Source organism: Chitinophaga sedimenti (assembly GCF_023156195.1).
Lineage (GTDB): Bacteria > Bacteroidota > Bacteroidia > Chitinophagales > Chitinophagaceae > Chitinophaga > Chitinophaga sedimenti.
The window spans coordinates 1,265,598-1,288,531 of sequence record NZ_JAKUKA010000001.1 but is presented as its reverse complement, the minus strand read 5'-3'; the positions used below and the strand labels follow the sequence as shown (position 1 = coordinate 1,288,531).

24 protein-coding genes and 1 pseudogene are annotated in these 22,934 nt (G+C 51.8%); 6 read left to right on the top strand and 19 right to left on the bottom strand.

The window, feature by feature from the left end:
- Positions 1-25: 25 nt before the first annotated feature.
- The 3 genes from MKQ70_RS42055 to MKQ70_RS07290 are packed head-to-tail and all read left to right on the top strand — an operon-like array spanning position 26 to position 1,633.
- Entirely contained in the window at positions 26-265 is a 240-nt protein-coding gene (locus MKQ70_RS42055; RefSeq protein WP_372490097.1) for a T9SS type A sorting domain-containing protein, read from the top strand.
- Positions 266-320: 55 nt separating this feature from the next.
- Positions 321-1,172 (top strand): SGNH/GDSL hydrolase family protein, encoded by an 852-nt coding sequence (locus MKQ70_RS07295; RefSeq protein ID WP_248069581.1) that lies wholly within the window; start codon positions 321-323, stop codon positions 1,170-1,172.
- A gap of 35 nt (positions 1,173-1,207) precedes the next feature.
- Positions 1,208-1,633 carry an SGNH/GDSL hydrolase family protein gene (locus tag MKQ70_RS07290; RefSeq protein WP_248069580.1) on the top strand — a complete coding sequence of 142 codons (426 nt, stop codon included), beginning with the start codon at positions 1,208-1,210 and terminating at the stop codon, positions 1,631-1,633.
- Here the strand turns inward: MKQ70_RS07290 and MKQ70_RS07285 are convergent.
- On the bottom strand, positions 1,630-2,169 hold the full coding sequence (locus MKQ70_RS07285; RefSeq protein ID WP_248069579.1) for a hypothetical protein: 540 nt from the start codon (positions 2,167-2,169) through the stop codon (positions 1,630-1,632). The genes MKQ70_RS07290 and MKQ70_RS07285 overlap by 4 nt on opposite strands.
- Before the next feature lie 115 nt (positions 2,170-2,284).
- Here MKQ70_RS07285 and MKQ70_RS07280 point away from each other — a divergent pair, with 115 nt between their 5' ends.
- From MKQ70_RS07280 to MKQ70_RS07270, 3 genes are all read left to right on the top strand, one after another.
- Complete coding sequence (locus tag MKQ70_RS07280; protein WP_248069578.1) at positions 2,285-2,539, top strand: hypothetical protein; 255 nt, start codon at positions 2,285-2,287, stop codon at positions 2,537-2,539.
- Positions 2,533-3,438, top strand: coding sequence for a porin (locus tag MKQ70_RS07275; RefSeq protein WP_248069577.1), 906 nt, complete (start codon positions 2,533-2,535; stop codon positions 3,436-3,438). Before MKQ70_RS07280 ends, MKQ70_RS07275 begins: the two co-directional genes overlap by 7 nt.
- Positions 3,439-3,536: 98 nt before the next feature.
- The gene (locus MKQ70_RS07270) at positions 3,537-4,877 is read left to right on the top strand and encodes a DASS family sodium-coupled anion symporter (protein WP_248069576.1); all 1,341 of its coding nucleotides are present in this window, start codon (positions 3,537-3,539) and stop codon (positions 4,875-4,877) included.
- Between the two features lie 282 nt (positions 4,878-5,159).
- Here the strand turns inward: MKQ70_RS07270 and MKQ70_RS07265 are convergent, their stop codons facing one another.
- The 18 genes and pseudogenes from MKQ70_RS07265 to MKQ70_RS07180 all read right to left on the bottom strand — a co-directional run bounded on the left by MKQ70_RS07265 (position 5,160) and on the right by MKQ70_RS07180 (position 22,933).
- Positions 5,160-5,474: a DUF6686 family protein gene (locus tag MKQ70_RS07265; RefSeq protein WP_308198961.1), complete on the bottom strand. Its 315-nt coding sequence runs from the start codon at positions 5,472-5,474 to the stop codon at positions 5,160-5,162.
- 129 nt (positions 5,475-5,603) lie between these two features.
- Positions 5,604-6,248, bottom strand: a complete 645-nt coding sequence (locus tag MKQ70_RS07260; RefSeq protein ID WP_248069572.1) for a peroxiredoxin family protein — start codon at positions 6,246-6,248, stop codon at positions 5,604-5,606.
- Complete coding sequence (locus MKQ70_RS07255) at positions 6,220-6,546, bottom strand: DUF4369 domain-containing protein (RefSeq protein ID WP_248069570.1); 327 nt, start codon at positions 6,544-6,546, stop codon at positions 6,220-6,222. Before MKQ70_RS07255 ends, MKQ70_RS07260 begins: the two co-directional genes overlap by 29 nt.
- A 54-nt stretch (positions 6,547-6,600) precedes the next feature.
- On the bottom strand, positions 6,601-7,497 hold the full coding sequence (locus MKQ70_RS07250; protein WP_248069568.1) for a RagB/SusD family nutrient uptake outer membrane protein: 897 nt from the start codon (positions 7,495-7,497) through the stop codon (positions 6,601-6,603).
- Positions 7,422-7,949 carry a RagB/SusD family nutrient uptake outer membrane protein gene (locus MKQ70_RS07245; RefSeq protein WP_248069567.1) on the bottom strand — a complete coding sequence of 176 codons (528 nt, stop codon included), beginning with the start codon at positions 7,947-7,949 and terminating at the stop codon, positions 7,422-7,424. Before MKQ70_RS07245 ends, MKQ70_RS07250 begins: the two co-directional genes overlap by 76 nt.
- Positions 7,949-8,089, bottom strand: a complete 141-nt coding sequence (locus tag MKQ70_RS07240; protein WP_248069566.1) for a hypothetical protein — start codon at positions 8,087-8,089, stop codon at positions 7,949-7,951. The genes MKQ70_RS07245 and MKQ70_RS07240 overlap by 1 nt, the downstream gene beginning before the upstream one ends.
- A 24-nt stretch (positions 8,090-8,113) precedes the next feature.
- Positions 8,114-11,236 carry a SusC/RagA family TonB-linked outer membrane protein gene (locus MKQ70_RS07235; protein WP_248069565.1) on the bottom strand — a complete coding sequence of 1,041 codons (3,123 nt, stop codon included), beginning with the start codon at positions 11,234-11,236 and terminating at the stop codon, positions 8,114-8,116.
- Positions 11,237-11,322: 86 nt separating this feature from the next.
- On the bottom strand, positions 11,323-12,156 hold the full coding sequence (locus MKQ70_RS41060) for a transferrin receptor-like dimerization domain-containing protein (protein WP_248069564.1): 834 nt from the start codon (positions 12,154-12,156) through the stop codon (positions 11,323-11,325).
- On the bottom strand, positions 12,075-13,505 hold the full coding sequence (locus tag MKQ70_RS07225; protein WP_248069563.1) for a M28 family peptidase: 1,431 nt from the start codon (positions 13,503-13,505) through the stop codon (positions 12,075-12,077). Before MKQ70_RS07225 ends, MKQ70_RS41060 begins: the two co-directional genes overlap by 82 nt.
- Before the next feature lie 251 nt (positions 13,506-13,756).
- On the bottom strand, positions 13,757-13,951 hold the full coding sequence (locus MKQ70_RS07220) for a hypothetical protein (protein WP_248069562.1): 195 nt from the start codon (positions 13,949-13,951) through the stop codon (positions 13,757-13,759).
- Positions 13,909-15,849 (bottom strand): M56 family metallopeptidase, encoded by a 1,941-nt coding sequence (locus MKQ70_RS07215; protein ID WP_248069560.1) that lies wholly within the window; start codon positions 15,847-15,849, stop codon positions 13,909-13,911. The genes MKQ70_RS07220 and MKQ70_RS07215 overlap by 43 nt, the downstream gene beginning before the upstream one ends.
- A gap of 19 nt (positions 15,850-15,868) precedes the next feature.
- The gene (locus MKQ70_RS07210; protein ID WP_248069558.1) at positions 15,869-16,270 is read right to left on the bottom strand and encodes a BlaI/MecI/CopY family transcriptional regulator; all 402 of its coding nucleotides are present in this window, start codon (positions 16,268-16,270) and stop codon (positions 15,869-15,871) included.
- Positions 16,271-16,394: 124 nt separating this feature from the next.
- Positions 16,395-17,835: pseudogene (gene uxaC / locus MKQ70_RS07205) on the bottom strand (glucuronate isomerase).
- 10 nt (positions 17,836-17,845) lie between these two features.
- Positions 17,846-19,357, bottom strand: coding sequence for a tagaturonate reductase (locus MKQ70_RS07200; RefSeq protein ID WP_248069554.1), 1,512 nt, complete (start codon positions 19,355-19,357; stop codon positions 17,846-17,848).
- Between the two features lie 3 nt (positions 19,358-19,360).
- Positions 19,361-21,274 (bottom strand): DUF4350 domain-containing protein, encoded by a 1,914-nt coding sequence (locus MKQ70_RS07195; protein ID WP_248069553.1) that lies wholly within the window; start codon positions 21,272-21,274, stop codon positions 19,361-19,363.
- Between the two features lie 8 nt (positions 21,275-21,282).
- Positions 21,283-21,591, bottom strand: a complete 309-nt coding sequence (locus MKQ70_RS07190) for a hypothetical protein (protein ID WP_248069552.1) — start codon at positions 21,589-21,591, stop codon at positions 21,283-21,285.
- Positions 21,567-22,460 (bottom strand): glycoside hydrolase family 28 protein, encoded by an 894-nt coding sequence (locus MKQ70_RS07185; RefSeq protein ID WP_248069551.1) that lies wholly within the window; start codon positions 22,458-22,460, stop codon positions 21,567-21,569. Before MKQ70_RS07185 ends, MKQ70_RS07190 begins: the two co-directional genes overlap by 25 nt.
- A complete protein-coding gene (locus tag MKQ70_RS07180; RefSeq protein WP_248069550.1) occupies positions 22,457-22,933 on the bottom strand; it encodes a glycosyl hydrolase family 28-related protein in 477 nt (158 codons plus the stop codon). Before MKQ70_RS07180 ends, MKQ70_RS07185 begins: the two co-directional genes overlap by 4 nt.
- Position 22,934 lies beyond the last annotated feature (1 nt).

Genomic DNA, 22,934 nt, shown 5'->3' with positions numbered 1-22,934 from the left:
CCGGGTTGCCTATCGCGAAGCAGCCATGGTTAACAGCATCCAAGTCTACCCTAATCCAACTACCAGGCAGGTAACCGTTGAAACCGGCAAGCCATTCGAAAAGGCGACAATATATAACAGTGCAGGACAACTGCTTAAAACACAGTACACCACGGGACAAACCAAGTTCCAGGTAGACCTCCAGCACTACCCGGCGGGCGTGTATTTCCTGCACATGCATGGCAGCACGAAACCGGTGGTCATAAAAGTGATGAAAACTGAATAAACACCTTATCTTACAAACAACGGGGCCGAATCATACGGCCCCGTTGTGCTGCCTTATGAAATATCAACTTCTTCTAATAAGCGCCCTACTCCTCGCGACCTTCACCAGCGCGCAACGCCGCGTGTTCCAGGTCGGACCGGGTAAAGACGAACTCAATACCGGCACGCTGTACACCGAAGCCCGCGGTTATGGCTGGGACGATACGACCGGCCTGCACATGGTTACCCGCGAACGCATAAAAAATTCGCGGGTACGCGAGTTCATGACCGCCGACCGGCCGTTTTCCTTTTCGGTGGCGTTACCCGAAGGCGAATACGATGTACGCGTGTTTACGGGCGACAAAGAAGGTACCTCTGCCACCACCATCCGCGCCGAATGCCGCCGGTTAATGATTTACAACCAGAAGACCCGCGAAGGGCAGGTAATAGCGAATTCCTTTACCGTGCATGTCCGCGATTCGCTGATCCGGAAAAATGGGAAGGTAACAGGAAAGGTTAAACTGAAATCGAACGAGGGCGGCTACCTTCATTGGGATAACCGCCTTACCCTCGAGTTCTCCGATAGCATGCCCAAAGTATGCGAAATTTCCATTACGCCGGCCGAAGTGGATCACGTGATTTTCCTTGCCGGCAACTCTACCGTGGTGGACCAGGCACGTGAGCCACGGAGTTCGTGGGGACAAATACTGCCTGCGTTCATCGACGGAGGCAAAATCGCCATCGCCAACTACGCCGAAAGCGGCGAAGCGCTGCATACTTTCCGCGCGGCGGGCCGGCTCGATAAAATATTCAGCCAGATGCATCCCGGCGACTTCCTGCTGATCGAGTTCGGGCATAACGATCAGAAGCGAAAAGGCAATAACGTCGGACCTTTCACCTCTTTCAAAAAGAACTGGAATACTATGTAACGGAAACGCGCAAAAGAGAAGCGACACCGATCCTGGTGACGCCTGTTAACCGCCGTACGTTCGACGAACAGGGTAAAATTACTAACTCCTTAGGCGATTACCCGGCCGCAGTGCGGCAGGTCGCAGCACAACTGCATGTGGGACTGATAGACCTGAACGCGATGACCAAAACGCTATATGAATCCTGGGGACCGGAAAAATCATTGCGGGCGTTTGTGCATTATCCGGCGGGTACGTTTCCGGGACAAACAGAAGCATTAAAAGACAATACACACTTTTCGCCGCTGGGCGCCTGGGAAATTGCCCGGTGCGTGGTCCGGGAATTAAAACGCGTAAATATTCCGGCGCATCTGCGACCATTAGCCGTAAAGAAAATCAACCTGGAAAAACCGATGGAACCCGATGCCTTTTATTGGCCCGCCGCTGGTATGGGGAACGCCGTAAAGCCGGATGGGAACTAATGTTTTCCGAAAACTGCGGGCTTCTTGAACCATTTGGAAAAATCGCGTTTCACCTGTATACCGCTATACAGCATATGAAGTACCTCGTAGCCACCATCCCGCTTTTCTACCTCAATAAGTATGCGAAAACTTGCCATGCCCGGCAATAACGGGGTGAGCAGCCACGAAGCGGTAATACCATCGATGGTAAGCGGTCCCGCACCATCGCTGACAGTCATGGCATCGAAGGCCGCGGTTTCCACACTAAGCGAACGGATGGCGGCTACTTGTGCATCTATCAGCTGTTCATCACTGTCAGTATTGATCGGGTATATCACAACAGACACATGATAGTGCCACCCCCGCACCATACGCACATCGTACCGGCATTCGATATACAAATTGAGTAAAGTACGCCCATCCACCGTAGCAAGCGGCGGGATCGACGGTTTTTCTGACGTATTGCGGAAAACCTTCAGGGTGAAATACACAATGGCGATAATGGCCGCAATATAGATAAGGTTACTGGCTACTTGAGCTATTACATCCCAGGGCATTACAATGGTTTATACTTTAAGATACGCATTTTTAGGCAGAACCTTTTGCGTCGCTTCCGTGTTATGTTAACGTCACTGCTCAATCGATCACAGCATTATAAACCCAAAAGTCCTTATGCGAAGACTGCTGACCGCTACCCTGTTGTGTTTTGCCGCCGCGTTGCCCCTGTATTCACAGCAAAAAGACATCGCCAGCCTCGACAAAGAGCGCGACACGCTCATTACCAATTACTCCGCCTACAAACGTTCGCTCAGTTGGGCCGGACTGCTTCAAACACGTTTTGTGAATTCATTTACCGGGCATGTTGACATCAACGGAAAAACTACGATCCCGCTACTGAAAAGGGTATCAATAATACCTTTTTGGTAAAGCGGGCGCGTATACAAACGAAAGCCAACATCAACGATCACTTTTCCGCCAATATCATGGTAAACTTTGCCGAGTTCAGCGGGAATCCGACCAATAAGGTATTGGAAAATGCCTACGTAAGATATACGCTCAACAAGCACTTCAATGTGCAGGCTGGTGAATTCCGGCCATTTTTCGGGATAGAAGATGCGATGCCGGTAGACATTATCCGCACGCTGGATTATAGTAACCAATACTATGCATTCGGTAGTAACGGCTGGCAGAGCTTCCAGATCGGCATGAGCATCTTCGGCGATGTCACCGGGCCTTTGCGCTACTATGCGGGTGTTTACAACGGCAATAACCGTAATCAGCCGTCGGATGACGATGATACCAAGAACATGTACGGCCGCCTGGAAACAGACCTGGGGACTAACTTCACGATAGGGATCAATGCGGCCCTGGGCAGCCAGGCGGGCAGCGGAACAGGATCTGCATGGGGCGGTGACTTCCTCGCAAAAATCCCGCTTGCGGACAAATGGTCGGTTTCTCTTTCGGGGGAATATAAAAACGGCAGCCACTTTGCGCATTACAATGCCAGCACGCTCAATCCCAAACCGGATTTGAACGAGTTTCGCATGCAGGGCTTTTACGTGTTCCCGATACTGCGCTACGAATGGCACCGGCCAAGGGTAAGAGCGATCGAGTTTTCGTCGCGCTACGAATACTTTGACGAAGATTATAAACAAGCTGGGAATGTGCGACAAACGGTGATCCCGAATTTCAATTTAGTATTTGCAGATAATTTTTACGTGGCCGTACAACTCGGTATGTCGCTGGATTTCTTTGAACGCGACATACCATTAACTACTACGTATACACGTCAATTAGGATATGCGCAACTGCAAATCAGATTTTAAAATTTGTACGATGGAAATAAGGCCTAAATTTTTGCTCATTACCCTGGCTATCGGGTTAATTATTTGGTTTATCCCCGTGCCGGAAGGCGTGGCGCCCAATGCCCGGGCATTTACTGGCTATCTTCCTGGCCACCATTTTTGGTATTATACTGAAAGCTGCCTCCATGGGTACGATGGCCATGCTGGGTATTACTTTGTGCGCCGCCACGCAAGTGCTGGAACCCGGTAAACCCGGGCTGGCTGTAGCGCACGCCCTCAGTGGGTTTGGGAATGCCACCATCTGGCTGATCGGACTGGCGTTTTTCATTGCGCGCGGCTTTATCAAAACAGGTTTGGGAACGCGCATTGCGTATTATTTCATTCGCCTGTTTGGGCGTGGTCCGCTGGGACTGGCTTACGGTTTAAATATTGCAGATCTGATTCTGGCGCCTGCGATCCCGAGTAATACGGCCAGGGCAGGCGGTGTAATTTTCCCGATTATGAAGTCCATCGCGGTAAACATGGACTCGCATCCTGAAAAGCCGGAAACCCACCGGCGTATCGGAGCTTTCCTCACGTTGAGCAGCTACAATGCGAACATGGTTACCTCTGTGATGTTTCTGACGGCTACGGCCAGTAACCCGATGGCGCAGAAATTCGCAAAAGACCCGGGCATCCACATTTCCTGGGGCAGCTGGGCACTGGCGGCCTGCGTGCCCGGCCTCGTGTGTTTTATCCTGTTACCGCTGTTCCTATATAAGTTCTTCCCGCCAGAATTAAAGAAGACGCCCGAAGCGCCGGCAATGGCAGCACAAAAGCTAAAGGAAATGGGGCCGATCACCACCAAAGAGTGGCTGATGGTCGCCACCTTTTTTATACTGCTGGGGCTCTGGATCTTCGGGGATATATTCCAGGTCGATGCCACGACCGCCGCGTTGATCGGCCTCTGCATCCTGCTGCTGACAAGCGTTTTAACCTGGGAAGATGTAAAATCGGAGAAAGGCGCCTGGGATACGATCGTATGGTTTTCTTCTCTGGTGATGATGGGCTCGTACCTGAATTCGCTCGGCTTCATCGGCTGGTTCGGCAAACTGGTTGGCGGGCAGCTGGCTACGCTGTCCTGGGCATGGGCCTTTCCGCTGATCATTATCGTATATTCCTATTGCCATTATATGTTTGCCAGCGCCACTGCACAGGCAGCGGCGATGTACGGCGTATTCCTCGCCGTCGGCATTTCTGTAGGTGTACCAGGTACCATGCTGGCGATTTTCCTTGGCGCCTGCGCCACGCTGATGGGGTGCCTGACCCACTATGGTCACGGCCCTGCCCCCATCTTCTTCGGCAGCACTTATGTAGATATGAAAGACTGGTGGAAGTATGGCTTCTTCATCAGCGTGTTGTTCCTCGTCATATGGTTCAGCATTGGCGGCCTTTGGTGGAAAGTGCTCGGCCTGTGGTAAGTGGCTAATGAATGTTTTTAAACTGCTGCCGCCATTTCATGGCTTCGGCACGCAGTTCCTCTTTTTCCATTACCGTTACGTTGTGCACGGCATAGCTATCACCCGTTAGCAAAGCGTTCCAGCGCCATTGCCACTGGCTGATGCTGGCGTGGTGGCCACTATCGTACCACCAGGCGGTGTATGTATTTAAATATTTTCATAAGTAGAGAAAAACAGATGACCTATAAACAGCAAAGCCGTGCGGATTACCGCACCGCTCCTTCCATCTTCATTTGATTGTTATCACATACAGGCGTACACCTGCTCCATGAGCACCGCATCTTCAATTGAGCCTTTCATTCGGTTCCATTCACCGAACGTGAAGGTAAAACGGATAGACCGGCAAGGCGAGTGCATCACCGCGCGTTCAATACCGTCGGGGAAAATGGTGGAGCATTCTTCAAATTCGATATCGTTGACCATGTCCCGGAATACCGTGAAGCTGTCGTGGTTAAAAGTCAGCAACAAATTATTATACCAGAAGTAAATAGACTTACAATGGACGCAATAACTTACCAGCGCATCATTTCCATGATTGAGAACCCTTGTTTCACACATAATTGAATAATGGTTAATGCTATGAAATTAAGGTCATTGGCGCTGCCGGGCGGATCGAAACGGGAAATTGATTTACGCAAACGGGAAAAAGGCTGCCGGCACGTACAGAACCTGCCGGCAGCTGATATTTTAATGCAGCAGCTCTCCTAATTTGGCTTCCAGCTCCTTTCCACGCAGGTTGCGCGCTACGATGGTACCGTCCGGCGCGATCAGCAGGTTGGAGGGAATTGCCCGCACGCCGTACAGCGCAGCCGGTTCGCAATTCCAGTAGGCCAGATCGGAAGCATGATGCCAGGTAAGTTGATCATCCGCTATGGCTTTCAACCACTTATCGCGATCGCCGTTACGGTCCAGCGACACGGCGAAGATGTCGAACCCTTTGTCTTTATACAAGTTGTACGTGCGCACCAGGTTCGGGTTCTCTGCCCGGCAGGGACCGCACCAGCTCGCCCAGAAGTCGAGCAGCACGTACTTTTTACCAAGTTGCTCCTTAAAATGTACCGGCCTGCCTTCTGGATCATTGATCACGAAGTCCGGCGCCTTTTTGCCCACTTCCACGGAACGCAGGGTGGTCGGCAACTGCTGCAACACTTTCACGAACTGCGTTTGCCGCAGCGAAGGATCCAGGAGGGCAATGCCGCGCTCTATTTCCTCCGGCGTAGTTCGATAAGTGTAATAGCGGTAAAAGATGTACGCCGTGGCCAGCGACGCGGGATTCGCCTTGATCAGCTCCTCCAGCGGCACATTACTGTTTGCCTGCCAGGCCGTATACACTTCCTGCGCTTTCGATCCCTTTACGGTCGTATTCCGGAAATACCGCGCCGTATCCAGGGGTCACTTCTATTTTACTGTTTTCCAGGAAGAGGAAATACGGGCTCTTCGCGGGATTCAATGTAATGCCATACAACTCCGGCAGTACCGGCTTCGTGCGAAATGTAAAACGCCCGTTCTCAATCACTGCGGAATCAATTGTCGTAAACATTTTATTTTGAAACTGCTGCAGGTACACCTTGCCGTCCTTCACACCATTTACCGTACCACTAAGTCCGAACGATTGCGCCGAAGCAGCCACGGTACAATAACAGCGCGGTAAGCAGCCAATATTTATTTTTCATGTTGATGCGGTTTAGTCGTTAATATGCGGATTGCTGTTGATTTCGTTGAACGGGATCGAGAACAGGTAATAATTACTGTTCACCACGAAGTCCGTTTTATCCGGGAACTTCAGCTGATGATGCCCTTTTACGGTTTCCTGCCGCGAGCCGCCGTTAGCCGTATTCACCGTGAACTTTTCGGCAGATGCGGTCCTCACCACCGCACGTTGCAAACGCAGCAGATCAGATAAGGCAAAACCTTCGCCCCAAAGCTCCCGCCTTCTTTCGCGGATGATTTCGTCGATGAGCTGGGGCTGCGTGAAGGTACCGGAGGTGAGTGTGGACAGGCCGCGTTTGCTGCGCAAGCCATTTAGTGCCGTAATCGCATCAGCCAGTTTGTTGAGACGCGCTTTCGCTTCCGCTTCTATCAGCAGTTGCTCGGACGAACGCATCAAAGGAATATGACCGCTCTGGTCTGCCTTGTTCACGAATTTGGTATACTGCAACCAGCCAAACAAAGCGTTTGTAGTATCTGTGTTGATGCGAAACAGGTTTTTACGAATATCGCCATCGGTAAAAATCGCCTTAAAGTTAGGGTCCGCCATAATGCTGCGATAACCGGTCGTTGGTGTTACATCAATATAACCGAAGAAAGAAGCCCCGCCCAGGTTCTGGTCGGTCGCCTGCGGATGGCCCCAGATCCATTCTACGTTACTTACATCGCTAAAGCCTTTGCTGTATTCGCTCGCCTCCATGATCGGGTACGACTGACGGGCCAGCACTGCCCTTGCAGCCGCCGAGTCCCAGTTTTCCTGCGCCAGGAAAGTGCGGGCTGCCAAACCATTTACCACGTTCAGGTCCAGGCGATTTTTAACCGTGCGTTTAAAGCCCTGTAACAGCGGCGCGGCTTCGCGGAGATCTGCCAACACCGGTTGTACACTTCCGTTACGCTGGCCCGTTTCTTCGGTTGTGACGATGGTGTAGTGGGCGCTGTGTAGATAGGAACGCCTTTCGCATTCGCATCTTTTGCGAAGGTAAACTGGTACTGGCGCACCAGGTTCAGGTACACAAACGCGCGCAGCGCCAGCGCCTGGCCTTTCAGGTAACGCTTTTCGGTATCCGTGCCTTCCGCTTTATCAACGTTCGCGATAATACCATTACAGTTGTCAATCACCTTATACTGGAATGTCCAGTAAAACAGCGCGCGACGCGTGGTATTGTCAAACGGATCGGTAAAGCCGTAAGTAGCCAGGTAACCGTACACGCCATCGCGGGCAATGGCATCGCTGGCCATAACTTCCTGCGACAGCATAATCGAACCGTAACCGGGGTTATCCTGCGAGGTAGCGGTTTCCATCAGGTAACGCAGCGTACCGTTCATCAGCGCATCGATGTTTTTGTGGTGGCGTAAATCTCGCTACCAGTCAGGCTTCCGGAGGGCGATGTTTCAAACCATTCTTTCTTGCAGGAAGAAAAAAACAGTATCGATCCCGCCAGCAGCGCATATATATTCCTTTTCATGTTTCTTCTTTTAAGTGATTACAATTAGAACGACAGGTCAAGCCCGATGGAGAAGGTTTTCTGGGCGGGGTAACGATAAAACGTTACGCCGTCCATCGCCTGCTCGGGATCAAGTCCATCGTGTTTATAAAAAGTAACCAGGTTCTCTCCCCTTCCGTACACGCGCAGTTGCTGCAAACGTAAACGGGATACCAGGTTCGCCGGTAAGGTGTAGCTCAAACCAATATTGCGTAGCCTTGCATAAGTCGCATCAAACAAAAACCTGGTGGAAGTACTGTTCCAGTTGGTATTATCCGTGGTCAGGCGCGGTATATCGGTATTGGTGTTGTCAGGCGTCCAGTGGTTCAGGATGTCGCGGCTCCAGGTGCGACCTGTATTGTTACCGTTGTGGCTCAGCATCACGAGGTCGTAATCCAGCACTTTACCACCAATGTTAAACGCCAGCAAAGCAGATAGTTCGATGCCTTTGTAATTAAGGGTGGTATTGATACCGCCGGCTACATCGGGTAGCGAGCTGCCTACAAAGTATTGATCGGCCTGCGCGTACACGCTCGTTGTGGTGCGGCCTTTCAATACCTGGCTGCCATCGGGCGCCGTTTCATACACGTTTTTATACCACGTAGGCAGACCAGTGGTCTGGTCCACGCCCGCCCATTCGCGGATAAAGAAATCGTATACCGAGCTGCCCACCACCAGTTTCTTGGTAGGACCCACCACGGAGGTGTTGGCCGGGATAATCTCCTTCTGCGGCAGTTCCGTAATGCGGTTTTTATAATGACCCAGGTTGATGCCAATGTCCCACTTAAAATCTTTCGTCACCACCGGCGTACCTGTCAGTTGCAGATCGAAGCCCGTGTTTTTCATCGCACCGATATTATCATCGATCGAGCCATAACCCAGTGAAGGAGCGATGGGGCGCTGGAACAGCAGGTCTTTCGACTGGCGTTCAAAGTATTCAGCGGAGAACAACAGGCGATTGTTGAGTAATGCTACATCTACGCCCACGTTGAGGTTCAGGTTCGTTTCCCATTTCAGTCCCGGTGTGGGCATGCGTGCGCTGATCGCGCCGGCTTCTCCCAAACTGTTATAAATGGAATAGAGGTCCCGGTACTGGTAATAACTGCCGAGGTTATCGTTACCCTGCGCGCCGTAGCTGGCGCGGAGTTTCAATACATCCAGGCCGCTGATACCTTTCAGCCATTCTTCCTGCGTTAATGTCCACGAAGCACCTACCGACCAAAAGTTGCCCCAGCGGCTGTCCGGGTGAAAACGGGAGGAGCCGTCGCGGCGGAAACTACCGGATAGGAAATACTTCTCCTGGAAATTATAATCCACTTTCGCGAGATAGCTGGCGAGTTTGTACTCGTCACTGCTGCCGTTGAAGCCTGTTATGATAGAGGCCGCGGAAGGTTCATCTTTCCCGATGAAACCAAAGTTATTTTTGCTGCCGGACAGTGCCGAGTAGTTATACACGTACACCTCCTGCCCTGCTAACACGTTAAAAGAATGATCGTCCGACAGCTTGAACGTATAGTCGAGGAAGTTATTCAGCGTATAGGCCAGGGTACGACCTTCGCTCTTACTTACCGAACCACGGGTGCTAACGCCGCCACCGTACAGCGGATTGCTATAACTATGACTTAATCCGTTGGTATAATCGGCGTTGATACTCGTTTTAAATTTCAATCCTTCCAGCAGGTTGATTTGAATGTTACCACGGAAGATCAGGTTATCTTGTTTGTTGTTGTATTTATTCAACCTGGAGGAACCCAGCAGGTTATTGCCTGTAGCGGCTGCACTCGGACGATAGTTGCCAAAATCATAAATCTTGTTGCCGTTATTATCCAGCTTCAGGGTACCGTCCGCGTTGTGTTCGTAAATCGGATAAATGTTGGACACGATGCGGCCGAAGTTCGCATAGTTGCCCTGCTGGCTGTCGTCCTGCGGTGGCGCGTCCTGCACCGCAGAAGTGGCGGCAAAGTTGACACCGGCTTCAAACCAGCGGTTTACTTTTGTATTATAGTTCACGCGGGCGTTGTAACGCGTAAAGCCGGAGCCGATGATAAAACCTTTGTCATCCAGGTAACCGGCCGATACGAAGTAGCGCGAGTTTTCATTACCGCCGCTCACGTTCAGGTCTACCTGCTGGCGGATGCCCGTACGTTGTGTCGATTCGCTCCAGTCATCGTTCCAGAGCGGCGTTGCGCCGGATACGAGTTTACCGTCGAGGCCAACCGGCTTCAGGTAATTGGGACCAAAAGGATTTATTTTGAGGGTGTTTACAACGTTATCTGTCGCGTACTGCGCTGCTGCTTCGGCAGTACGGCCGTTGTCCAGCTGCTTGTTCCGCAATGCTTCCCATTGCAGTTCAAAATATTCGCCGATACTGGCAGTGGAATAATCTTTCACTGCGCGGCTCGACCAACCCGTGCTGGCATTCAACGTCACCGTAGGCTTTGCGTTATAGCGACCTTGTTTCGTAGCAATGATCACGACACCATTGGCGCCACGCGAGCCGTACAACGCACTGGCCGCCGCATCTTTCAGCACGCTGATGGACTGGATATCGGCAGGATTGATCACATTAATATTCCCCGAGAACGGTACACCATCCACCACATACAGCGGATCGCTCGACGCGTTGATGGAACCGATACCACGGATGCGGATCGTGGCATTGCTGCCAGGCTGCCCGGCCGACGACACCGACTGCACACCGGGCACCGCGCCCTGCAATGCACGGCTGATGCTCGATACCTGCTGCCGCTCAATTTCCTTAGCGCTCACCGTAGAAGCGGAACCCGTATACGACAGCTTATTCGCCGTACCATAGGCAACCACGAGCACCTCGTTCAGCGTTTTGTTCGAAGCGTTCAGTGTAATGTTTAACAAAGTATCCGTTACGCGGGCTTCCTGTGTTTGCTGGCCGGTGTAACTGAATACCAGTACCTGGTCGCCGGGCTGCAGCTCCAGCTGGTAGCGGCCGTTGGCATCGGTGGCTGCGCCGCGGCTGCTGCCTTTTACCTGCACGGATACGCCCGGCAATGCGGTATTGTCGGACGACCTCACGGTGCCGGCGACACGCTTCTGTGCCGAGGCCGTGGCCGCCAGCAACAGAAAAGTAAATAGATAAGTAAGTGTTTTCATTACAGTTTTTTTAGGCAATAGATTTCCGGGCAGCGTATCCGCCACCTTTTTTAGTCGATAATTGTTGTTCGTCTTAGGGCTGTTTATTATAGAATCTGATGCAGATAGGCTGTTAATTTGTTGATGCTGCCTGCCACGATCTCAATCTGTTCCTGCGCTTCCTTCCAGTTGCGCTGTTCGATGGCTTCGCGGATGCCGGGCAGTGTTTTTACGCCATAACCCGTGTAAAATCCGGGTGCGTAAATCGTGTGCTTATACCAGTCGCGGCGCGGCAAACCCTGTTGTGTCAGCAATTGCTGTTCGGCCTGATATAAAGCCTTGTTCACTGCAGCAGAAGCAGGTCGTTTCGCCAACGTATCCGCCAGGTGCGATGCCGCTTTATCAAAGGCGATCAGCGCATTCTGCAAAGGTGAGAAATCGAGGAAAGGCACTTCGTCTTTCGCTTTCGGCAATTCCTGTTTATCAGTAGGATCCGCAGCCAGTGCGTAAACCTTACTGTTGATCAATTGATTTTCAACTTGTGTATTCTCCCGTTCTGCATCTACCGCCGATTGCAGCTCCGTCGCATAGCCATTGATGGTTTTATACAGCCTGCGGAAATCGAACGGCAACAGTTCCGCATCCGCCAAACGGATCGCGGAGCGGCCGGCCACCTGCGACAGTGCTACGCCATATACAAAACCCGGATCTTTAAAACGCACGAACAAATCGTAAGAATCATAGATCGAATGATACTCGCCAGCCACATCTTCCCCACCGAAAGCCAGGTTCAGTACGGGAATGCCAGCATGTTGCAGGAAGCTCGAGTAATCAGAACCAGAGCCCAGTGCGCTGAGCTTTACGCTCTCCCGCGCCAGCAGTTCTTTTTCGTTTTGGTGGATGCGCCGTTGGCTACAATTTCCGCCTTGCTTCGCTCCCACACACTTACGTTCGTCTGCGGATCGTTTACCTGTTTGGCGATATCACCTACCAGGCCTTCCAATGCGTGCGAACCGCCCGCTTCGAGGAAACCGCGGCCATTACCATCGGTATTGATGTAAGCGACCGTTTTCTGTTGCAGGTCCTGCTGATGATCTTCCAACCATTCGGTGGAGCCGAGGAGACCGGGTTCTTCGCCATCCCATGCGCAATACACGAGCGTGCGTTTGAACTGGTGGCCACTTTTCACAAGTTCACCAATGGCTTTTGCTTCTTCCAGTAAAGAGGCCAGACCACTTACCGGATCGGCCGCACCGTTTACCCAGGCATCATGATGGTTACCGCGAATCACCCATTGGTCGGGATACTGCGCGCCTTTGATCGTTGCAATTACGTTATAGGCAGGCTTGATATCCCAGTTGAACGCCACTTTCAGGTGCAGCTTCGCTTTGCCCGGCCCTACATGATAGGTGAAGGGGAAAGCGCCGCGCCAGTCTGCCGGTGGCACTGGTCCGCCTAACGCTGCCAGTAAAGGTTTCGCATCGTGTGCGCTGATCGGCAATACCGGGATCTTTAACAGGTTCGGCGCGTTCAGGCGATCGAGCCGCTGCGCGTTTTCAGTAGACGCCGTGCCGGGAGTCAGCGGATCGCCGGGATACTTTACGATGTCCATTACGGAGCCGCGTTGTACCCCAAACTCGTTCTTATAAGGACCTTTCGGATAAACCTCTCCCTGGTAATAACCATCTTCTTTGGGGTCTGCATAAATGATGCAGCCTATCGCCCCGTGCTCCTGTGCGATCTTTGGCTTGATCCCACGCCAGGAACGGCCGTAGCGCGCAATAACGATCTTACCTTTTACATCGATGCCCAGTTTCTCCAGCTGCTCGTAATCAGACGGCAAGCCGAAGTTTACGTATACCAGCTCCGCTTCCACATCACCATCGGCGCTCCGGGCATTGTAGGTGGGCAGCTGCCCCTCCTGTCCGGATGTGCCGTCTTCCTTCAATACCGGCTCTTTCAGCACGGCTTTATATTTCAAGGGACCTGTCAGCTCCAGCACCCTTTCTTTAGGTGTAGGAAACAGTACATGATACGTTTCGATTTTTGCGTCCCAACCGTAGCTTTTAAACTGCGCGAGAATCTGTTCCGCCACCAGTTTGCCCTGCGGAGAGCCTATGGCATGGGGCTTTGCGGAGAACAACTTTATATTTTCGCCGATATGTTTTGCGTCTATCAGCGCATCAAATTTCTTTTCCAGTTGCAGTTGCCCGGCAGGAGTTTGTGCCAGCGTCGGGATACCGGATAAAACAGCGATCGCAAGGCTGCCGGTACGTAAATATTTTCTCATAAATGCCTTCTAATTATCTATATAAACTACGGATTTTTCCCAGGTTGGCATAACTTTTCCACGGCCAGTTCGGCACTGGCTATGGCTAATGTTTATGATGCAAATGTATCGACACAAAACTAAATAACCAAGTTATCCCACCAAGTTTGTAGACTTTTACATAAATGGCTGTATCATGATAACAACGTAAAAGGCCGCGTACACTTGGTTACGCGGCCTTTAAATATTTTTTCCTGGCGGAAAGAAGAATGTTATTGCGATATAATTATCGAAGATTCGTTTTTGTCTTTGCTGTACACATAGGAAGATCCGTTGCTGAGGAACTTACGCCTGTACTTCGCCAGCCTGTCTTCTGACTGCGACTTATCGTTCACTTTAAACTCGTCGCTCGTAAGGGTAAATTTCACTTTGCTGTCGCGGGATTTGATGAGGCCATCGGACACCATTTCATCGAGGATGTTATCGACTGTTCCGCGGGTGGCCGGCGCCCTGTTATACGTGCCACGGGAGCGCACAACAGTGCTCCCAGCATCGTTGTAAACCCTGCCCGCTGTCCCGATGTTACAATAACGTCGGCACTGCCGTAAGCGGTATCGACCTCGGTGTATACATGCGTACCGGTTCCCCCGATGGAAGTGGTAGTACCATTGCTGGAATACATGGTTACCTGTCCCCCGGCGCCGTTGGTAAAGGTATATACGTCTCCGGGACGGCCATTTACACTACCGGCATAAACGGTTGCCGGCAACGGAGGCGGCGGTGGAGGTGGTGGTGCAACAGCAGTTGTTCTTCCGGCTGGCGGTGGAGGCAGTGATGCCGCAGCAGGAACTCCTCTTTGAGCAGGCAGCGGTGGAGGTGGAGGTCCTGCGATGCCGCTCACTGCAGCCGGTGGCGGTGGCGGAGTAGGCGCCACTACAGGCGAGTCTTCTATCTTGCGGAACGCTTCATTGATTACATCGTAATACTTCGGCAAATCCGTAGCGGCAACCTTCACGCCATCGATCGTTAAACCGGTAGCCACATTATTTTTCACCGCAATTAAGTAGGACTTGCCGTCCTTTTTATGCTTCACGGTACCGCTAAGTGTGTAGTCCTCTTTATTGATTTCCGGCACCGAATCGGTTGCTGCCGGGACTAACTCATCGATCTCGCGCGATACCGGCGCAAGGTCCGGTACGGGAGCCGCTAACACAGTGTCATAGGTCTCATTACCTGTGCCAGGTGTGATCACGCTATCCGGAACTGGCTGTGCCTCCGCGGATGCTGCGACCACCGTGTCTGTTTGCGGCGATGCCGTTTTTTGTTTTGCTTGCTGAGAAAAAGCAAAACCGGCTGCGCCGATAATGCTGATACATATCAATAGGAATGATTTTTCTGCCATGTTGAGTGTTTTATTGTTGTTGTGAACAATACGCTTCACCCGGTCCAGCATCTGCCCTTTCTTTCCAGGGAAGGCCATGGCGTACTTTTGCCTGGCATCCGTGTTGTACTCCATGAAAGATACGATGGCCCTAACGTATCCCGATTTGCTTTGCATAACAGTGATGGCCATGTCATCGCAGCAATGTTCCCTTTCCTCGCGAATAAGCGCGGATAACCATAATAAAGCGGGATTGAAGAAGAAGATCGTTTCGGCGAAGTGTTGCAACAGGTTCACCAGGAAATCGCGCCGACGGATGTGTGCCAGTTCGTGCAGTAATACGGCTTCCACCTGGTTGGGCGGCATACCGGCCAGCAGGCCGGCGGGCACGAGGATCACAGGTTTCAGTACGCCGACCACCGACGGCACTTTTACCATCGTGGATTCCATCAATTTTACTTTAACAGACAGTCCTAACCTGCCGGCCAGCTCCGTCACTTTATCTACCCATTCCGCCGCAGGCACAAGGGTATTGTAACGGCGCACCCGCTGCAGATATACGAGGGAAGAAAACAACCATAATAATTTGCCCACGAATACGATGAACCAACCGGTTACCAGCAATGGCGCATGCTCGTCGAAATAAGCAACGAAACGCTCCATCCACGCGGTGTAAGTGGCTTGCGCTATATACTCCTGCTGAACGCTCTCTCCTGCCTTCAACACCCATATTGTCTGTGTGACGCCATCTGTACCCGGTAAAGGCGCTGGCTTTTCCAGCACACAAAAGAAAGTGATCACCGTTCCAATAAGGAACACGCACAGCAAACCTGTAAACAGGTTGTACCGCAACGCGGGTCTGGCACTACGTGTAAACAGGACGATCAGTCCGGCCAAGATAGCGAGGGCAAAACCCTGCCAGAGCGAATGGATCAATGTCCAGCCGATGGCGCGTATCACTTCATGATGGAGCAGCGCTTGCATATGGGTTATCATTAAAAAGTTACGGTTGTTCGTTCTCCAGTTTGTCCAACAATGATTTGATCTGCTGCAATTCTCCCCGGGAGGTGTTGCCGTTGCCCAGCAACTGTTGCAGCAGTGTTGTGGCAGATCCGTTAAAAGTAGATTCCAGGAATTTGTTCAACAGCAGTCCTTTGGTAGACTGCTCCTCCAGCAACGGCCTGTATACATGCTTCATACTCGTCTCATCCCTGGCCAGCATGCCCTTGTCGGTCATGATCTGCATCGTTTTGAGGGTAGAAGTATAAATCACGTTCCTTTCCGCATTCAGCTGGTCATTTACGAATCGTACCGTGGAAGGGCCATGTTTCCACAATAGTTGAAGTATTTCCAGCTCGCCGCGGCTAGGCTCAGCCTGTTGATTGCCTTGAACGTCTTCTTTCATGACTTAAAGGTACGAATAGATTCGTACGAAACAAGTATTAGGTCAACTTTTTTAAAATAAAAAGCACAGGACCGGTATGTTAGCCCGGAAACCTGTGCCCGTACGTATGAAGCAAAAAAACAGTTTACACACTGAATCCGGCCGGCACCTGCTTCCCGAGGTGTTGCCAGTTAAAGTACTGCCGTGCATTATGGAAGCAGATATCCCGGACCACTTTGCCCACCCAGTTAATATCGTCCGGCAGCTCGCCGTTCTCTATCTCGCGCCCTAACAGCTCACAAAGCAGGCGGCGGAAGTACTCATGCCGGGGGAACGATAAAAACTCCGCGAATCGGTCAACATACCCACAAAACGGCTCAGCAGCGACATATTTGACAGTGCATTCAGTTGCCGCTCCATGCCGTCTTTCTGGTCCAGAACCACCAGGCGGAGCCGAATTGAACTTTTCCTGCCACGGAGCCGTCATTGAAGTTGCCGATCATGGTGGCCAGCAGCTCGTTGTCGGCGGGATTCAGGTTATATAAGATGGTCTTGGCCAATTTATCCCGGCTATCGAGCCGGTCGAGGAACTTCGCCAGTGCGCGCGCCTGGGAGAAGTCGCCGATGGAATCCCAGCCGGTGTCCGGGCCGAGGATGCGCATCATGCGGGAATTGTTATTACGCAAAGCACCCAGGTGGTATTGCTGCACCCAGCCCTTTTCCCAGTCCCATTCGGCAAGCTGCAGTAACAGCGCAGCCTTCAGCTTACGTAGTGCTGCTATTTCCAGCCTTTTACCACTTCTTACTTCTTTGAAGATCTGCTCCACTTCTTTCGCGGTAAATTCATCCGCATAAATCTCCTCAATGCCGTGGTCTGACACGCTGCAGCCGTGCTGCGCAAAGAAGTCGTGCCGGCTTTTCAGTGCCTGCAACAGATCATCATACGATGCAATCGTTACATTGGCGGCCTGTTCCAGCCGGTCGAGGTAACGATTATATACTACAGGATCGTCCGCATTCATCGATGCATCGGGACGAAAGGCAGGCAGGATCGGAATTTCGAAGGCTTCCTGTTTCATCTGGATGTGGTATTCGAGATTATCGGCGGGATCATCAGTAGTACATACAAGTGCCACGTTCGCGCGGCGTAACAGGTTACGCACGGAATGTGACGGCTGCTGCAGCTTTTCGCTGGCAGTAGTATAGATCCTGCGTGCAGAGGCAGGATTCAGGATATCATCGATATCGAAGTAGCGTTGCAACTCGAGGTGCGTCCAGTGGTAAAGCGGATTACGAAGGGTATAAGGAACGGTAGCCGCCCACTTCTCAAACTTCTCATAGTCTTTTTTATCGCCGGTACAATAGCTTTCGTGCACCCCATTGGTGCGCATGGCGCGCCATTTATAGTGATCGCCGTACAACCACGCCTGCGTCAGGTTTTCGAAGTTGGAATCGGCTGCGATCTGCGCGGGTGGCAGGTGGCAATGGTAATCGATGATAGGCATATCTTTCGCAAAATCATGATACAGTTTTTGCGCAGTAGTGGTATTCAGCAAAAAATGCTCATCCAGGAACTTCTTCTTCATAAATAGAGACTTACTTATTTAACCAGGGCCGCTTCCGCGCCCGCTTTTTTACAAGTTGAGATACACCGCCGGTCAGCATAGCGCCCAGCATCGCCGTTACCGCCTGTGAGAAACCTTTTAGCTCGCAAAGGTCGGTGCCCCACAACGCTATATTGCTTAACACGGTTTGCACTAATACCGCAGGTTCCAGGCGTTTCCAGGCATCGTGAAACCAGGCGGCCTGGTCATCTGTAATCGTATAAGCTACACCGTTAGCCCAACCTTCATAGCGACCGTCGGCTGCTTTTTCACTGCGCATGAACAGCAGGTACGCGGCGAAACCAAGCGCCAGCAATGCCGGCACCTCCTGGCTGCGCTGGTAATGACGTTGCAGAATCGGCACATTCCGCATTTTCATTTTTGATGTATACTGCATGGTAATGTTTAGCCACCGGTGTGCGATGTGCGGATTACGGAAACGGTCCAGTACGGCCCCGGCAAAACGCCAGGCCGCATCTTCGCGGATATGCAGGTCAGTAATGGCCGGCACGATCTCCTGCCTCATCATGCCTTCGATACAGGCACTCATATCGTGATCGTCCATTGCCTCTTTTACGGTGTCGAAACCGGCCAGCAGTGCAAGGCCGCAACTCATGGTATGCGTACCATTCAGGAGGCGCAGTTTTAACTCGCGGAATACATTGATGTCGGGCGCAATCACCACACCACTATCGGCAGCAGCAAAAGAAAGTACGCGTTTGGCTTTGGCCGACGATGATTCAATGGCCCACAAGCGATACACCTCCGACATGATCATCAATCCATCTTTATAACCGAGTTCCTTTTCCGTAGCCGCCTGTACATCCGCCGCCAGCCTGCCCGGCACGATACGGTCTACCAGCGAATTACAAAACTCATTATGGTCCGTCAGCCATTGGATAAAACCGGCATCCAGGTTATTGTTTTTAGCCAGCTGCACCACCACTTCTTTTAACTTGCGGCCATTATCAGGCAACAGTTCCGTAGGCACGATCACCATCCCCCTATCGGGCTCGCCGTTGAAGTAGTTGTAACGTGCCAGCAGAAAGGCCAGCAGCTTACCCGGGAAGGATACCGGCGGCGCTGCATGCACATCGTCTGCTACCAGGCTAATGCCTACTTCGGTGGTGTTAGAAATCACCAGTTCCATGTCGGGATTGGCCGCGCAGGCAAGAATCGCCTGCCACCCGGTGGCGGCAGACAGTACCCTGCTAATCGACACATTCACAATATTTTCAGTGACTTTTTGCCCGTTTTCAATACCGCGCACACAAACCGTATATAAGCAGTCCTGTGCCTCGAAGTCGGAGGTGTCGCCCTGTGCGGTGGACTTTACCACCACTACCCTGCCGTTAAACAGGCCCTGTTTATTGGCCTTGTCGATAAAATAGTCGGGGAGTCCGCGCAGCAACACGCCCGTACCGAACTGCAGCACCTTTTCCGGCAGTTCCAGCAAAGAGGGTGCAATATGGACGGGGAGATTTTTCTTTGACAGTTGCATCATGTATTACTTGCTTTTCGCTTCTTTAATCAACCAATCCACCAGGTCGGAGGCCGCCTGGTAGTTTTCGTACGTAGCGGGAAGTTTCCGCCCATCAAGATATTCGTTATAAAACCAGGGATCGCCTACAGCGAACACCGCGCCTTTGCCTACCAGCGCGGTGGCGATAATCACGTCGTTGTTCTCTTTCAATACCGGTTGCGCAGGCGACTTCAAATTCAGCGTAGAGAGCTCTTTGATGTATACCGTTTTCGCTTTCGGCAACACTTTGTTGCCGGCAGGCACTGTTAAAGCCCCCTGCTCGTAACGGTTTCCCTGTACGCGGTGAATGCTGTTCTCGTTAAACGTGATCCCGAATCTCTCTGTCATCCTGTTAAATGCTTTGATCTCCGCATTACCGCTGTCGTTCTGCATTACCACAAGCACACCGCCCGCCTTCACCCAATTGTATACAGCATCTGCATCCTGCGCGGTTACGCCGTGCGGTTGTGCGGTTTCCTTTTCAGTATCGGGATCAGTAATGATGTAGATGTTCGCCTTGCTCAAACCTGCTGTAGTCGGGGCTTCGGAAAGCGTGTCCGTTTTAACGCCCTGCTTGTGAAAGATGTGTCCCCAGAGCGAGTAACCGCCGTTCGACATTTCATTCCACACGTAATGTGTACGTGCACCATTTTTCCATTCGTTGTTATAATATTGATCGAGCAACACCGTCAAGCCTTTACCATTCCTCTGCGAAGGGGCAATCGACAGTTCACCGGCAGCTAAGAGGAACGCGCCTACGCCTTTGGCATCATTCGTAATAACCTTCTCACTTAAATAATATTCATAGCTGCCATCGCGGTAAGGCTCACCACCCAGACCCGCCACGCTCACCGTGCCTTTGAGGTTCAGTCCACCTTTGGCGGTAGGCTCCGGGAACTGTTGCTGTATGCCTTTGTACCCCTTCTGCGCTACGGCTAAGTATTTTTCGGGAAGATAACCCAGGCGAACACCTTTGGCCAGTGCATACACGAACATGCACGCCGCAGATGATTCAAAATAGTTTCCTTTTGATGCGCCCTTATCCAGCACCTGGTACCAAAGCCCGGATTTGGGCTCCTGGTAGCTTTGTACCGCAGCGGCAAAGCGGTTCAGGATCGCGATGAGGCTATCTCGGCCGGGATGTTTCGCGGGATAATATTCCAAAGCATCCACGAGCCCCATGCCATACCAGCCCATGGCGCGGCCCCAGAAGTTCGGCGAGCGGCCGGTGGTTTTATCAGCCCAGCGTTGCTCACGCGATTCGTCATAACCATGGTACAATAAACCGGTTTTGCTATCGCGGGAATGTACTTCCATCAGCACAAACTGTCGGGTAATGTCGTTAAACGCTCCGGGTTCGTTGAACAAGTCGGAATACTCCGCGTAAAACGGTTGTCCCATATACAATCCATCCAGCCACATCTGCCAGGGGTAACGTTGTTTATGCCAATAGCCGCCTTCCTTCGTACGCGGATGGTTACGCAATTGGTTGCGGAACTTCTCTATCGCTTTGCGGTATTTCTCCTGGCCCGTCACTTTGTATAACGTCAGCAGGATACGCGCATTTTTGATATGATCGATGTTGTATTCACTTTCTTTGTAGAACCGCACGTTGCCGTCCTTATCCACGAAGTGGTCCATACACTTCTGGATGTAACGGAAGTAATCGCCGTTACCGGTATTTTTCCATAACAGCGTAATGCCTTCTAACACCACACCATGATCGTACGACCAGCGCACCGGGCGGCCCGTCTCCATGTACATCGAATCCTTCCAGATATCTTCTGTAACGGTAAAAGCCACTCTCTTTACATCCTCCGCCGGATTGGTTGGCGCGGATTGCGCCACCAGCGAAGTTGATACGCCCAAACAAGCTATAAATGCCAATATTCCTTTCATGTCGGTTGCTATTTAATGATCAGGGCACCAGGTTTAGTACCATCCGCCAGCACTGGTTTTTCTTTTGCCTTTTTCACATCGGTACCGGTTACCACCACACCTGCATTAACCCCCTGCAGGGTGATAAAGTTTTTCGCTTCTGTAAATTTGATCTTGTCGAGCTGGATTTCGCGGCTGTTACGCACGGTTACCAGCGGGTTGGCATCGGCCACTTCAAACGTGGCGTTGGTAATGCGGATATTGTAGGCCTCGAGCAGCTCCACGCCTTTCTTTGCTTTTATCACCACATTATCTATGTTGATGTTGTTGATCGGCATCTCGGGCAGCCCGCGGATAAAAATCCCCTGGCCGCGCCGTGGCAAACTACATTGCTGATATGGAAATCACGGAACTGCGGCGTGGCTTCGGTTACCGGGAAGGTTTCCACTTTTACCTCACCTGCCTTTTCGCCGGCTAACAGCACGGGGTCTTTCGCCATGTAATACATGTCAAACAGGATTGCCTCGCCCGGAATATCCGTCATATTGATATCCTTGATAAAAATCTTCTCTACTACCCCACCCCGACCACGGGTTGTTTTGAACCGCAGACCAATATCTGTACCCATAAAGGTGCAGTTGGACACGAACAGGTTACGGGCGCCGCCGCTCATTTCGCTGCCGATAACAAACCCGCCATGGGCATGGTATACCAGGTTGTTCTTAATGATAAAGTTTTCGGTCGGCACCCCACGTTTTCGGCCCTGCTCATCACGGCCGGACTTGATACAGATCGCATCATCGCCTACGTCGAATACACAATCTTCCACGCGGCCAAAGCGGCAGGATTCGAGATCAACACCATCGCCATTTTGCGCGTACCATGGGTTCTTGACATACACCCCGCGCAGTGTGATGTGCTCGCACAACAGCGGATGCAAACACCACGCCGGGCTGTTCTGGAAGGTTACCCCCTCGAGCAATACCTTTTTGCAACGCGTCAGCACCACCATATTAGGACGCAGGAAATCCTTTATATCTTCATAATCCTTCGTGGTTTTACCCGGTTGGATCACACCGGCCAGTTTCACTTCCGTACCTTTGCGTGACTTTTCAGAAGGATACCAGGTACGATTATCGGCGCTTACCAGTCCACCGGAAGCTGTGAGTTTTTTCCATTGCGATTCGGTGAGTTTGTCCTTTTTCACCTGGCGCCAGCATCACCGCCGCCATCAATAATACCGCTGCCGGTAATCGCGATATTTTCCGCATCTACTGCCGAAACCGGGGCCTGGCAACGCACGGCGGCCAGTCCTTCGTAATATGTTTCGATCAGCGGATACTGGTCAAAATCCTTTGTAAACTGCAATAAAGCGCTCTTTGCGAGGTGAAGCTCCACATTGCTTTTCAGAACAACGGGCCCCGTAAGCCATAAGCCAGCGGGTACCAACACCACCCCGCCGCCACGTTGGCTCGCAGCGGTAATCGCCTTATTGATGGCGTCGGAGTTAAGCGACAGTCCATCCGCTTTGGCGCCGTAGCGCAGGATGTTAAATGTGTCTTTCCGGAAAACGGGTTCCTGCACCACCGGCAGGTTGTTCCAGGAATACTGGGCCGCCACGGGTTGTACGTGGAAGGCGGCCGCCATGGCAATCGACAAAATGGAAAAGTGTAGCCTCAAT

What these genes read in the sequence shown, in the direction of transcription:
- MKQ70_RS42055 (WP_372490097.1), top strand. Translation starts at nt 26, where the DNA reads ATGGTTAACAGCATCCAAGTCTACCCTAATCCAACTACCAGGCAGGTA.
- MKQ70_RS07295 (WP_248069581.1), top strand. Translation starts at nt 321, where the DNA reads ATGAAATATCAACTTCTTCTAATAAGCGCCCTACTCCTCGCGACCTTC.
- MKQ70_RS07285 (WP_248069579.1), bottom strand. Translation starts at nt 2,169, where the DNA reads ATGCCCTGGGATGTAATAGCTCAAGTAGCCAGTAACCTTATCTATATT.
- MKQ70_RS07280 (WP_248069578.1), top strand. Translation starts at nt 2,285, where the DNA reads ATGCGAAGACTGCTGACCGCTACCCTGTTGTGTTTTGCCGCCGCGTTG.
- MKQ70_RS07270 (WP_248069576.1), top strand. Translation starts at nt 3,537, where the DNA reads ATGCCCGGGCATTTACTGGCTATCTTCCTGGCCACCATTTTTGGTATT.
- MKQ70_RS07265 (WP_308198961.1), bottom strand. Translation starts at nt 5,474, where the DNA reads ATGTGTGAAACAAGGGTTCTCAATCATGGAAATGATGCGCTGGTAAGT.
- MKQ70_RS07245 (WP_248069567.1), bottom strand. Translation starts at nt 7,949, where the DNA reads ATGAACGGTACGCTGCGTTACCTGATGGAAACCGCTACCTCGCAGGAT.
- MKQ70_RS07240 (WP_248069566.1), bottom strand. Translation starts at nt 8,089, where the DNA reads ATGAAAAGGAATATATATGCGCTGCTGGCGGGATCGATACTGTTTTTT.
- MKQ70_RS07235 (WP_248069565.1), bottom strand. Translation starts at nt 11,236, where the DNA reads ATGAAAACACTTACTTATCTATTTACTTTTCTGTTGCTGGCGGCCACG.
- MKQ70_RS07225 (WP_248069563.1), bottom strand. Translation starts at nt 13,505, where the DNA reads ATGAGAAAATATTTACGTACCGGCAGCCTTGCGATCGCTGTTTTATCC.
- MKQ70_RS07220 (WP_248069562.1), bottom strand. Translation starts at nt 13,951, where the DNA reads ATGGTGTCCGATGGCCTCATCAAATCCCGCGACAGCAAAGTGAAATTT.
- MKQ70_RS07215 (WP_248069560.1), bottom strand. Translation starts at nt 15,849, where the DNA reads ATGCAAGCGCTGCTCCATCATGAAGTGATACGCGCCATCGGCTGGACA.
- MKQ70_RS07210 (WP_248069558.1), bottom strand. Translation starts at nt 16,270, where the DNA reads ATGAAAGAAGACGTTCAAGGCAATCAACAGGCTGAGCCTAGCCGCGGC.
- MKQ70_RS07200 (WP_248069554.1), bottom strand. Translation starts at nt 19,357, where the DNA reads ATGATGCAACTGTCAAAGAAAAATCTCCCCGTCCATATTGCACCCTCT.
- MKQ70_RS07195 (WP_248069553.1), bottom strand. Translation starts at nt 21,274, where the DNA reads ATGAAAGGAATATTGGCATTTATAGCTTGTTTGGGCGTATCAACTTCG.
- MKQ70_RS07190 (WP_248069552.1), bottom strand. Translation starts at nt 21,591, where the DNA reads ATGCCGATCAACAACATCAACATAGATAATGTGGTGATAAAAGCAAAG.